The sequence below is a fragment of the Chryseobacterium sp. D764 genome (assembly GCF_019317325.1).
GTDB lineage: Bacteria > Bacteroidota > Bacteroidia > Flavobacteriales > Weeksellaceae > Chryseobacterium.
The window spans coordinates 3,327,571-3,339,160 of the sequence record NZ_CP079219.1; the positions used below are offsets into that span (position 1 = coordinate 3,327,571).

General features: G+C 37.0%; 12 protein-coding genes. 5 read left to right on the forward strand and 7 right to left on the reverse strand.

What is annotated here, in order from left to right:
- Positions 1–5: 5 nt before the first annotated feature.
- The gene (locus tag KYG33_RS15140) at positions 6–1,208 is read right to left on the reverse strand and encodes an NAD(P)/FAD-dependent oxidoreductase (protein ID WP_047380130.1); all 1,203 of its coding nucleotides are present in this window, start codon (positions 1,206–1,208) and stop codon (positions 6–8) included.
- 103 nt (positions 1,209–1,311) lie between these two features.
- Here KYG33_RS15140 and KYG33_RS15145 point away from each other — a divergent pair, with 103 nt between their 5' ends.
- From KYG33_RS15145 to KYG33_RS15165, 5 genes are all read left to right on the forward strand, one after another.
- Positions 1,312–1,806: an acyl-CoA thioesterase gene (locus tag KYG33_RS15145; protein ID WP_047380131.1), complete on the forward strand. Its 495-nt coding sequence runs from the start codon at positions 1,312–1,314 to the stop codon at positions 1,804–1,806.
- 95 nt (positions 1,807–1,901) lie between these two features.
- A complete protein-coding gene (gene thiL / locus KYG33_RS15150) occupies positions 1,902–2,954 on the forward strand; it encodes a thiamine-phosphate kinase (protein ID WP_077413300.1) in 1,053 nt (350 codons plus the stop codon).
- 302 nt (positions 2,955–3,256) lie between these two features.
- Entirely contained in the window at positions 3,257–4,078 is an 822-nt protein-coding gene (locus KYG33_RS15155; RefSeq protein WP_077413301.1) for a helix-turn-helix domain-containing protein, read from the forward strand.
- 165 nt (positions 4,079–4,243) lie between these two features.
- Positions 4,244–5,479 (forward strand): multidrug effflux MFS transporter, encoded by a 1,236-nt coding sequence (locus KYG33_RS15160; protein WP_219072012.1) that lies wholly within the window; start codon positions 4,244–4,246, stop codon positions 5,477–5,479.
- A gap of 85 nt (positions 5,480–5,564) precedes the next feature.
- Positions 5,565–6,473: a DUF6268 family outer membrane beta-barrel protein gene (locus tag KYG33_RS15165; protein ID WP_219072013.1), complete on the forward strand. Its 909-nt coding sequence runs from the start codon at positions 5,565–5,567 to the stop codon at positions 6,471–6,473.
- A gap of 55 nt (positions 6,474–6,528) precedes the next feature.
- Here KYG33_RS15165 and KYG33_RS15170 read toward each other — a convergent pair whose 3' ends face one another.
- From KYG33_RS15170 to KYG33_RS15195, 6 genes are all read right to left on the reverse strand, one after another.
- Complete coding sequence (locus KYG33_RS15170) at positions 6,529–7,263, reverse strand: LytR/AlgR family response regulator transcription factor (protein ID WP_077413304.1); 735 nt, start codon at positions 7,261–7,263, stop codon at positions 6,529–6,531.
- Positions 7,253–8,314 carry a sensor histidine kinase gene (locus KYG33_RS15175; RefSeq protein WP_219072014.1) on the reverse strand — a complete coding sequence of 354 codons (1,062 nt, stop codon included), beginning with the start codon at positions 8,312–8,314 and terminating at the stop codon, positions 7,253–7,255. The genes KYG33_RS15170 and KYG33_RS15175 overlap by 11 nt, the downstream gene beginning before the upstream one ends.
- A gap of 76 nt (positions 8,315–8,390) precedes the next feature.
- Entirely contained in the window at positions 8,391–8,987 is a 597-nt protein-coding gene (locus tag KYG33_RS15180; protein ID WP_077413306.1) for a porin family protein, read from the reverse strand.
- Between the two features lie 151 nt (positions 8,988–9,138).
- Positions 9,139–9,369: a hypothetical protein gene (locus tag KYG33_RS15185; RefSeq protein ID WP_219072015.1), complete on the reverse strand. Its 231-nt coding sequence runs from the start codon at positions 9,367–9,369 to the stop codon at positions 9,139–9,141.
- A 166-nt stretch (positions 9,370–9,535) separates the two neighbouring features.
- Complete coding sequence (locus KYG33_RS15190) at positions 9,536–10,843, reverse strand: hypothetical protein (protein WP_077413308.1); 1,308 nt, start codon at positions 10,841–10,843, stop codon at positions 9,536–9,538.
- Between the two features lie 178 nt (positions 10,844–11,021).
- On the reverse strand, positions 11,022–11,588 hold the full coding sequence (locus tag KYG33_RS15195; protein WP_180564900.1) for a hypothetical protein: 567 nt from the start codon (positions 11,586–11,588) through the stop codon (positions 11,022–11,024).
- Positions 11,589–11,590 lie beyond the last annotated feature (2 nt).

Sequence of the window (11,590 nt, forward strand, 5' to 3'; positions counted from 1 at the left end):
GTTTTTTACAAATTATTGAGATCCTGTGCAATAAGCCATCCTTCACTCCAGCATGCCTGGAAATTGAAACCGCCAGTCACTGCATCTATATTCAAAACTTCTCCGGCAATATAGAAATTAGGAAGTAATTTTGAAGACATGTTTTTAAAGTTAATTTCCTTTAAATCAACACCTCCAGCCGTCACAAACTCATCTTTAAAAGTAGACTTTCCGGTTACCTGAAACTTCTTTTGACAAAGATTTTCCAGGATCTTCTGCATTTCCTTTCCGGAAATATTAGCAACCTGTTTGTTCAGGTCAACCTTTGAAATGTCTAAAATCTTCTGCCAGAATCGGTTGGTAATATCAAAAATCTTCGATTGTCCGATGGTCTTTTTAGGATTGCTTTGTTTAAAATTATGGAAGATTTCCTCAGCCTCATCCATTTCTATGGAAACAAAATTAACTTCAATTTCAAAGTTATATTTAAGTTTTGCCAGACTTATAGCTTCCCATGCGGAGATTTTCAGAACAGCAGGTCCGGAAAGTCCCCAGTGGGTAATAAGCAGCGGCCCGCTCTCGTCAGTTTTCAGCTTTGGAATGGAGATTCCTGCATTTTCAAAGCTTGTTCCCGGAAGATCTTTAAGCAATTCATCTTTAATATTAAATGTAAAAAGGGAAGGGACGAGGTCTACAATTTTATGACCCAGATTTTCAACCATTTTTAGAGATTTTGGTGAGCTTCCGGTAGTATATACGATATAATCGGCTTCAAAATCCCCCGAATTGGTCTTTACGATATATTTTTCATCCTGCTTTTCAATCTCTTTTACCGTACATTTTGTTTTTACAGAGACATTTTTCTTTTGGGTTTCGTTCAGAAAAGTATTGATGATCGTCTGAGAAGAATTACTTTCAGGGAAAGTTCTGTTGTCATTTTCAATTTTCAACGGAACATTACGCTGGTCAAACCATTCCATCGTGTCTCCAGGCTGAAATTTGCTGAAAACACTTAATAGTTCCTTATTTCCACGAGGATAAAACTGAACAAGCTCTCTGGGATCAAAGCATGCGTGAGTCACATTGCAACGCCCACCTCCGGAAATTTTAACCTTCTGAAGAACATCCGAGTTCTGTTCTAAAATCGTAATTGTATATTTCTTTTCGTCAAGATTGGATGCGCAGAAAAAGCCTGCAGCACCGCCTCCGATAATAATGATCTGTTTCATGTATATGTAATCCTATGCGGAAGATTATTTTTTCAAAAGTACAATTTTTATAAACCATCTTATTTGAGTATTTTTGAAGATTATAATTTTAACGAGACCAAAAATGATTTTCTACCATAAATTTGAAGTGCGATGGAGCGATCTTGATGCCAATAAGCACTTAGCCAATTCATCATATGTACAGTATTGTGCGCAAGCCAGAATGGCTTTTATGACTAAAGAGAAAATGGGAGTTACCCAGCTAAGCAGATGGGGAATTGGTCCTGTTATCCTGCACGAAAGATATTCTTTCTTCAAAGAAATATATGCAGATCAAATTGTCATTGTAAGTGTGGAAATAGATGGTTGTGCAGAAGATTCTTCCATTTATCGTTTCGTACACAAATTCTATACACCAGATGGAATGCACTGCGCCACTGCAGAAGCTACAGGAGTATGGATTGATATGATGCTTAGAAAAATGACCACTCCGCCGGATGATGTAGTGGAAGCAATGAATAAATATAAAAGCCCGGAAACGGTTGTATTATCGAAAGAAGATTTCAAAAAATTTCCTTTCCATCCACACAATATCGACCCGGCAGAATTGATTAAATAATTCAAAGTTTAAAATTCAAGGTTCAAGGTTTAGAGTTTGAGAAGCAATTTTAAATCATTCATACTTTTTACATTGGACATTAATAAAAAAAAATCATGTTTGAAGATAAATCACAGGAGCTGACGCCCATTTCAAAATTAGGAGAATTCGGTCTTATTAAGCATTTGACAGAGCATTTTCCGTTATCCAATGAATCTTCGGAGCTTGGAGTAGGAGATGATGCAGCGGTTATCAATCCTGATAACAAAAAAGTAGTTCTTACCACAGATGTACTGGCGGAAGGAGTACACTTCAATCTTGGATATGTACCATTGAAGCATTTAGGTTATAAAGCGGTGGTAGTAAACCTTAGCGATATTGCAGCAATGAACGCAACTCCTACACAGATATTGGTTTCTCTTGCGGTTTCCAACCGTTTTCCGGTGGAAGCTTTAGAAGAAATCTATTCCGGAATTCAGGCTGCTTGCGGAAGATACAAGGTTGATCTGATTGGAGGAGATACTACAAGTTCCAATTCGGGGCTGGTGATGAGTATTACCGCTGTAGGAATTGAAAATGAGGAAAATATCGTAAAAAGAAGCGGAGCAAAACCTAATGATCTTCTTGTGGTAACCGGAGATTTAGGGGGTGCCTACATGGGATTACAGATTCTGGAAAGAGAACATGCTGTGTATCTTGCAGATCCGAACATGCAGCCGGAAATGGAAGGCTACGACTATATACTGGAAAGACAGCTGAAACCTGAAGCAAGAACAGACGTTAAAACGATTTTGGAAGAACTGGATATAAAGCCAACTTCTATGATTGATATTTCAGACGGCCTGGCTTCCGAAATCCTTCACCTTTCAGATCAGTCAAAAGTAGGATTCAGATTGTATGAAGAAAAAGTACCACTGGACAACCTTACGATCTCTACCGCGGATGAAATGAATTTGAATCCGGTAATGACTGCTTTAAGCGGTGGTGAAGATTATGAACTTTTATTTACGATTTCGCCAGATGATTTTGATAAAATTAAAAATCACCCGGATTTTACCATTATAGGTCATGCCGTAGAAAAAGAAGAAGGAAACTTTATGGTGGCGAGAGGATCTAACCAGTTGGTAGCACTTACTGCTCAGGGTTGGGATGCTTTTTTAAACCAATAAAATGTATACGTTTACCGTACTACCGGTTTTAGTTATTATTGCATTCATAATAGTGACTCTTTATAAACATTACATTAAAAAACAGGATCAGAATCTGAAAGAATCGCTCTTTTTTGTTTTTTTCTTCGTAACAGTCTGGAGTTTGATTTATTATTTTGTTTTTAGCTAAAAATAGACTGATGATTATAAATATCAGTCTGATAAAATTGAAAAATTATATTTAATTTTAAATATTGTAAGAGAACCGCAGCACTTTTTTTGCTGTGGTTTTTGTTTATAGTTAATTACTTTACAATATAGTGATGATTACACCCGAAAAAGAAATCCCGGTTCACCATCTGACTTCCGAAGAATTTCAGATGAGTACTCTGAGTGCAGCAGGCCCGGAGAATTTTCATGATGTTCACCGGCATAATTTTTTTGAAATTATCTGGTTCAGAGAAGTGTATGAAAATAGCCGTTTGGAACTGGATTTTGAAAGCTATAAACTTGAAAACAATCAGATCTGTATCATTGCACCAGGACAGGCATTCAACATGAAGCTGGAAGGAGAGGAGGGATACGCAATGGCGATAAGCAGGGAGATTTTCAACGAAGCCTGTGATATAGAATCGGTACTTACAGGAGGAGAGCTTCCCTTTTTTTTAAATCCGGAAAATGAAAAAACCTGCAGTACAATTATATCATTGATTGAGCAGGAATATAAAGCTACATCAAGAACAGAACTCTTAAAGGCATATCTGAAAGCATTTTGTATCATTATTGGAGAACAAATTCATACTCAGGAACCTTTATTGAATGACCGTCAACGGATTCAGGAACTGGTGGGGCTTATTGAGAAGCATTATATAGTGCATAAAGAAACAAGTTTCTATGCAGCTCAATTAAAGATAAGTACACATCATCTTAATGATATTGTGCGCCTTTTGAGAGGAACGACAGTCAAAAAAATGATTTCCCAGCGTCTTATCCTGGAAGCCAAAAGAGAACTTAGCTTTGGAGCGCTCACAGTAAAGGAAATTGCTTTTAAACTCGGTTTTAACGATGCTTCATATTTTTCAAGGTTTTTTAAGAAACATACTAGCCAAAATCCTGACAGTTTTAAGAATAATGAAAAAATATAATCCTCAATATTTACTGTAATGATGGGCTTAAAATAATATTTTTCATTTATTGTTGTATTTAAATCTTCAGTTTGTCCTATACTTCCTTCAGTTCTTTTATTGAAATGTGGTGCTTTTTACAGCAACTTTGCAGCTGAAAAACCGCCTGTGAAGGCTTATGTATTTATGAAGAAGAATTTGAATATTGTAGTGTTTATTTTGGCACTGCTCAACACACTGGAGTCGCTAAGTATAGATCTTTATCTTCCCGCTTTCCCAAGTATGGCTAAAATCTTTAATACCGATATCGGACATATCCAGATATCCATTTCGGTGTTCTTTGCCGGGTTTGCTTTTGGACAACTGTTATGGGGGCCTTTATCTGACAAAAAAGGGAGAAAACCCATGCTGTATTGCGGGCTTTTACTTTTTATTATAGGAGCTACGGCCATCTATTTTACCTCAGATATTTATGTTTTATGGGCAATGCGTTTTCTGCAGGCGTTCGGAGGAAGTGCCGGAATTGTTATTGGTAGAGCGATCATTATTGATCTTTATGATAAACAAAAATCGGTAACAATCTTTTCCCAGCAGTCTCAGATCAGTGGTATCGCTCCTATTGTGGCTCCGCTATTGGGAAGTGTTTTCCTTAAATTCTGGGGCTGGAACAGCTCTTTTGCCTTTTTATGCATCATGGGACTGATCACATTTTTCATGGTATACAAATATGTACCGGAAACCAACAGCAGAATCAATCTTCCTGATGAGGAGCTGGTGAATGAAAAAGGATTAAAAGACCAGCTGAAAATGATCATTTCCAACAAAGATTTTATCAACAGTACAATGGTGGGAAGTATTGCTTTTGCATCCCTTATTATTTACATTTCAAATGCGCCTTTTCTATTCATGGAGATCCATGGGCTTTCGAGCAGTACATTTAGTTTTATATTTGCTTTTAATTCCCTGGCATTGATCACTGCGGCCTATATTACCCCAAAGCTGATCAAGAGAATAAGCAACTCAGCACTGTTATTTATAGCTACCATTGTATTACTGGTGGTATGTTCCCTTCATATTCTGATTGCCGCTGAAAACGTTTCTGTAGCCCTGGAAATTGCAATGCTTTATCTGTCATTATTGGCTATCGGTATCTTATTTCCTATTACATCCGCTCATGCGCTGTCTCCATTTAAAGAAGGAAGAGGAACAGCGGCGGCTTTACTTGGATTCATGCAGTTGATGGTTACATTCTTAATCTCAGCATTACTGGGTTTTTTAGAAGCAGATTCTATCATTCCAATGGTGGTAACACGCTCTGCAATGGCATTGATTGCAGTATGGTTCGGGTATTGTATTTTTAAAACTCAAAAAAGAGAAAGCTTACTTGCCAGTTCTAGTCCGGAAACTCATCCTCTTATTTGATCCTGTTGTCATACTATCCGGACACTTAATCAAGTAATTTTTGTGAAAAATAACCAAAGGGTTCTCTTTGCATAAAATTTAAAATATGAAAAGAACCCTTTCGACAGTTTTATGCTGTTTATTGCCATTAGGATATTGGGTAAATGCACAATCCGGGCTCTCTGCGGAGCTAAAAACAGAATATATTCCGGGCTCAAACTATATCCGCCCTGAAGACAGTACAAAGACAAATTCTAAAAGTGATTTTAAAAGAATAGATCTTAACCTGAGTATTCCTTTATCTGTAAAAAAAGATACCGACGGAAAAGTAAGATCATGGTCGATGTTATTGAGCGGATCTTATGCGAAGATGACGCATAAAAATTATGAAACTCAATTATTTCCGGATGAGATGCTGAATGCACAGGTCGGAATACAGCATATGAGACCTTTAGGCAAAAAGTGGAGTATGATGATGACGGCATCCGTGGGAGTGTATACAGACCTTGAAAGAGTCAGTTTTGATGATGTACTGGGACAGGGAGGAATTTTGTTTATCAGACATTTTAATCCAAATCTTTCGTTGGGTGGAGGGCCGGTGCTCACCACAGCTTTTGGAGTTCCTATGATTTTACCATGGATCTATTTTGACTGGAAGACCAACGGGAAAATTAAATTCAACATCAATTTCCCACAAGGGATGGAAGCCGGTTATCTGTTTTCAGATAAATTTGCTTTAAAAGCTGTTGTAGATCTTAACGGGATGACGGCAGAGAGAAATGTAGGCGGAAAATCTATACTTTTGGGTTATCAGCAAATCACTGCAGGACTCAGACCGGAATTAAAAATCAATGACAATCTTAAATTGCGTCTCACGGGTGGAACAGCAATATTGAGAAGTTTCAACGAAAATGACCGAAAGATCAAAAGTATTTTCAGAGACAAAAAAGTAGCAGATCCAAGGTTTGCAAGTACATTCTACGCTGCCGTATCACTGCGCTGGAATCTGCCATAAAAAATGCCGGAGGCGGGGAATTTGATAACTCCCAGCTTCCAGCTTCTCTCTTCCACTACTTACTTATTAATTTCTTATACACCACCTGATTAAGCAACTCTTCTTTACGGGTACGGGAAATAGGAAGCTCAATTTTATTAATGAAAAGACGTCCTCCCGAGATCATATCAATATGGGTAATATTGATGAGGTAAGATTTATGAATCCTGAAAAAATGATCTGAAGGAAGAGATTCCTCAATCGCCTTCATCGTCTGGTGAATAGTCAGTGATTTGTCTTTAAAATGAAGTCTGGTGTAATTCTGCATACTTTCAATATATAAAATATCTACCCAGGAAACCTTAATAAAGGAGTCGGACTGTCTCACATACAGAAAAGGATCATCCAGAGGGGTATTCTTTTTTAGTTTTTCACTGATGATAAACTGCTGCTGGGCCTTATTTACAGCCTGATAAAAACGGTTAAAGGCAATGGGTTTTAAAAGATAATCCACTACCTGTAAACGGAATCCCTCCAAAGCATATTCAGAATAGGCTGTGGTAAGAATACACAAAGGCGGATTTTCCAGCTGTTCCAGAAATTCAAGACCAGTAAGATAGGGCATGTTGATATCCAGAAAAAGAAGATCTATTTGGTTTTCCTTTACTTTGGTGTCTGCTTCCAGTGCTGTAGCGCACGTATCTTCAACGGATAAAAAATCAATTTGACCAGCCAGTTCTTTAAGATGGAATCTTGCAAGAGGTTCATCATCTATAATCAGGCATTTCATTTTAGGAATATTACAGCTCATGATGATCAGATAAAGTAAGAATTAAAGTTATTTTAAAGATATGATGATCTGATTCAATTGTTAGATCATGAGAATCAGGATACTGCAGCTTTAAACGTTTTTTTACATTTTGAAGACCAATTCCGCCCGCTCCGTCTTTCTTTTTATGGGTTGCCATATCGGAATAGGGATTTTCAACATAGAAATAGAGGTTATTGTCTTTTTCTTTACAGGAGATTTTCACATACCCTTTATGCCCGGGAAGTCTGCAGACATATTTAAAGGCATTTTCAATAAAAGGAACCAGCAGTAAAGGAGCAATAAATGTTTTCCTGTTATCAATTTCCCAGGAAGCCTTTACCCCAAGCTCATTTCCCCATCTTAATTTTTCTACCTCCACAAGATTCTGAAGGTATTCTATTTCTTTATACAAAGGAACCAAAGGCTGGTTACAATGATACAGCTGATACCGTAGAATATCTGAAAATTTCATCAGTAAAAAATCTGCAAGCTGCGTGTCCGTTTTCATCAGAATATGAATGTGGTTCAGAATATTGAATACCACATGCGGATTGATCTGATCCTGTAGAAGTTTGAGCTGGTTTTCAAGATGGGCCTGCTGCAGGAGAATATGGTCACGTTCTATTCTTCCGTGTTCTTTATAAAATTTTATGCCACATGCCACTCCGGTAATAAGAAAGGAGGCTGGTAAAGACATATAAAAGCCCTGCCATACAATAGGCAGCTGATCTGGAAAACTCTGTGGAAGAGGGTTTTTTGGAGTGACTTCAAGATAAGTAAAAATAACAGCGAAGATCAGGCTCAATATGAAAATAACAATGACTGCCTGTATCAGAAACTGGTTCATCTTTTTTTCCCGTAAGGCTTTTGATAGAAGCTTATTGGTTAAAAAATGGGTGAATGTAAAAGAAGAAGCTGTAATGATAATAGCTTGAATAACAGCAAGATATTTTTCTGTAGAAATCTGAATATTACACCACAATACAATAGCAAGAGTAAGCCAGAATATAAAAGTAAATACGTATTCTTTGAAAACAAAAGATTTTGTCATAGAACTGGAAATAGGTTGATAAAAAAATAGAAACTGCAGGGAAACAGTTTCTAATGGTAAAGATAATTTAAGTTTTTTAGAACAGGAAATAACCTATTCCAAGGGAAAAACTATGAGGTTTGGATTTAAACTCTTTACTGATGCTTGAAAGACCTGTTTCATACCTGAGATCTACCGTGAAGTTTTTATAATCTACCCCGATACCTCCCGTAATTCCAATATTGGATTTGTCGAATTTTTTAAAACCTTCCTGCAAAGCCTCAGAAGAAGATAAATTATTATTAAAGGCATAGCTGTAAACACCTCCGGCAAATGCTCTTACATTAAAATCATTGGTTTTGATGAATTTATACCCTACCACTACAGGAATATCAATAGCGTTCCATGAAAGTTTGGAAGAGCTTCCGTCTTGGGATTGGTATGATGTTTTTCTTTTGTTGAACAGGGCCTCTCCCTGCACATATAGTCTTCCGATATCCATTCTTGTCATTACTCCTGCCTGATAACCGAATCCGTATTTCCCTTCTAAGGAAGAAGATTCCGTTGAGGTTTTTGTAAAATTTGCTCCTCCCTTTACTCCGATGTGAAAAGCCGGGGTCTGCTGTGCTTTCGTTTCTATGGTGCAGGAAATGCACAATAATAGTGAGCTCAGCGCTAAAAATTGCTGCTTCATAAATTAAGTGTTGTTAAAAATCTGTTGCAAAACAACAATTATGAAGTATGGGATGAAATTTTATTTGATGAATGGTAAAGATACTTTGACAAGAATCTGTTTTAGGGTGAAAAATAAAACCGAAAGTATCTCTACTTCCGGTTTGCTATTACTAATACGGTTGTTCTTCACAGATCGAAGGTGGATTACATCCGCCGCCGCCAGGATTTCCGCCTCCTACAAAGATGCATTGTCCCGGATTTCCGTCTTCATACATTTCACATGCATGCCCCCAGGCACATTGGCAGTCGTCCTGACAATTATAAGAATTGCCTCCCATGTGGCAGCCATCTATTCCGCTGCCCAGAATTGTAGTTAAGTCCTTTCTCAAAAGTTTTTTCATTGTTTTCATGATTAATTTGGTATTAAATGTTATTGTTTAAAATTGTACACCCTTGTAAATATAATAAAATTGTCTTAATGGATTGTAAATGAATTGCATGCAGATGCATTATATGAAGAAAGCCACTACAGGAGTGGCTTTATTATGATAGATAGAAAGTTTTGTCTTAGAAACTGAAATCCTTTTGATACAGCATATATTCTTTTTTGAAAAGAGGAATCGTTCCTTCATATCTGAGAGGAGCTATTCCAAAACCATAAAACATATCAGCCTGAATTTTGCCTTTTACGGAGATCACGCCTTTTCTTTCAGGAATGAATGTGAGCCCTAAAGATGAAAGGGCAGAAGCTCTTCCTCTCAATCCGGAATTAGCAATTGGAATAGAAATAAACATCAGTCCTACTGCTCCTTTAGCCTCTACGCCTGCTTCAGCAGACAGGTTTCCTTCAGCACCGGTGATAACGGGATCTGACTTCTTTTTCAGATTGATATTGAGTGCCGGGGTTTTGCTTACCAGAAAGTTGGCATTTCCTTCAAGATCCAAAAGCTGTCCCTGTACTTTTCCTGCCGCTTCTACACCCAGAAAAGGTCCGGCAGAAAGGGTAGGACTTAAAATAAGTCCTGTAGGTCCCAACACAATAGGAACAATAGGAATATTCAGGTAATCTGTAGTACTTGCTGTATACCCTAAGCTTCCTACAATACTCGCAGAACTTTTAAGCTGGATGTCATCCATGATAAGATTGACATAAAAATCAGCTAAATGTCCCCATGAGAATGTGATATTATAATCAATTTTTGGAGTAAATCCACCTTTTACGTTCACGCTGGATGTTCCTGCTGAAGATAAAGGAAAAGAAAAAGTTTTATCAAAATTAAAACGGTTGAAGGCAACTATCTTTTGATTTTGGAGATTCTTTGCTTCAATAGAAAGTATTTTACGATTAATTTCCTGGGAAACCAAGCCTTCTACGGGAACATAATTCACCATTTTCCCATTGATGCTTACAGGTGCTTTATCTGAAGGATCATACACTCCGCTTAACGTTCCGCTATAGATAAATTCTTCAAGCTTCGCGCTGGAGGCTTGTACAGTAAACTGATTATTGGCCTTAGAAACAGAGCTTACTTTTGAAAGGATTGTGCTCACCTGGTCACCTTCTACTTTTGTACCAACAATAACGGTTCCTGCCGAAATACTATCCGTTTGCGGAGTTGTACGGCTAAATGTAATTTCCCTGTCATTGTGAATGGAAATCGCATTGACAGATTCATCATTCAGAATGATAACATTTCTCTGTAAAGTAAGATTTCCTAATGTTTTCATAGGAAATGACTCTGCAGGATTTTCAACAGGAGCTTCCACCGGATCTTCATGAAAACAAGACGTTAAAAGAAACAAACAGAAAATAGAAAAAAGAAGAGAAAAATAAAATTTTCTGTTGATTTTGAAGAAATTAGATTTCCTTTTCATAAGCAGTGATTTTAAGTTTTCTCTAATTTAAGTGAATTATTTAAAGATTACAAAAGAATCATATTAAATTACTGTCAATAACATAATGGTTTTCAATGGAATTTATATTTTAATTCCTCATAATATATTCCTAAAAAGGCAAAGAAAAACCCGCTCTTATGGGAGCGGGTTACTTATATTATTTTTTAAAAGTCAACGCCAAAGGAATAGAAACATTTGATGACACTGGTTTTCCTTTGTCTTCTGCCGGTTTCCACTTGCCTTTATCTTTCATCCGGTAAAAAGCGGCTTCAATAAATGCATTTACATCTTCATTATTTCCTTTTACATTAGGATTCAGAGCATTTCCTTTAGAATCAACAACAAAAGTTATTGTTGATTTGTATGTTTCTGAAGAAAAGTTTAAAAAATCAAGATCCACAGCTTCATATAATAATTTTTGAAAGGCTGCTTTGCCTTTATCATATTCAGCTTCTTTAGTGACTTTTGCTTTTGTCGGAGGATCTGCAGCAATCATTTTCTGATCTTCAAGAGAGGCTTTATCTAAAGCATCCTGGTAAGCCGCTATTTTATCTTCCGTCAAAAGCCATTCTTTTTTCGTTCTTAAATCATTAGGCTTAGGATATTTGTTATACAGAGCCGTTTTCTTTCTTTCATAGCGTGAATCTGCCCTTTGAAATTCAGAAATCTGGGCACTGCCGAAAATAAAAGTGAAAATGAATGCTGATGCTAAGACCTTTTTCATGA

Excerpts from the sequence above, each read along its gene's own strand:
- KYG33_RS15140 (WP_047380130.1), bottom strand. The coding sequence starts at position 1,208 with ATGAAACAGATCATTATTATCGGAGGCGGTGCTGCAGGCTTTTTCTGC.
- KYG33_RS15145 (WP_047380131.1), top strand. The coding sequence starts at position 1,312 with ATGATTTTCTACCATAAATTTGAAGTGCGATGGAGCGATCTTGATGCC.
- thiL (WP_077413300.1), top strand. The coding sequence starts at position 1,902 with ATGTTTGAAGATAAATCACAGGAGCTGACGCCCATTTCAAAATTAGGA.
- KYG33_RS15155 (WP_077413301.1), top strand. The coding sequence starts at position 3,257 with ATGATTACACCCGAAAAAGAAATCCCGGTTCACCATCTGACTTCCGAA.
- KYG33_RS15160 (WP_219072012.1), top strand. The coding sequence starts at position 4,244 with ATGAAGAAGAATTTGAATATTGTAGTGTTTATTTTGGCACTGCTCAAC.
- KYG33_RS15165 (WP_219072013.1), top strand. The coding sequence starts at position 5,565 with ATGAAAAGAACCCTTTCGACAGTTTTATGCTGTTTATTGCCATTAGGA.
- KYG33_RS15170 (WP_077413304.1), bottom strand. The coding sequence starts at position 7,263 with ATGAGCTGTAATATTCCTAAAATGAAATGCCTGATTATAGATGATGAA.
- KYG33_RS15175 (WP_219072014.1), bottom strand. The coding sequence starts at position 8,314 with ATGACAAAATCTTTTGTTTTCAAAGAATACGTATTTACTTTTATATTC.
- KYG33_RS15180 (WP_077413306.1), bottom strand. The coding sequence starts at position 8,987 with ATGAAGCAGCAATTTTTAGCGCTGAGCTCACTATTATTGTGCATTTCC.
- KYG33_RS15185 (WP_219072015.1), bottom strand. The coding sequence starts at position 9,369 with ATGAAAAAACTTTTGAGAAAGGACTTAACTACAATTCTGGGCAGCGGA.
- KYG33_RS15190 (WP_077413308.1), bottom strand. The coding sequence starts at position 10,843 with ATGAAAAGGAAATCTAATTTCTTCAAAATCAACAGAAAATTTTATTTT.
- KYG33_RS15195 (WP_180564900.1), bottom strand. The coding sequence starts at position 11,588 with ATGAAAAAGGTCTTAGCATCAGCATTCATTTTCACTTTTATTTTCGGC.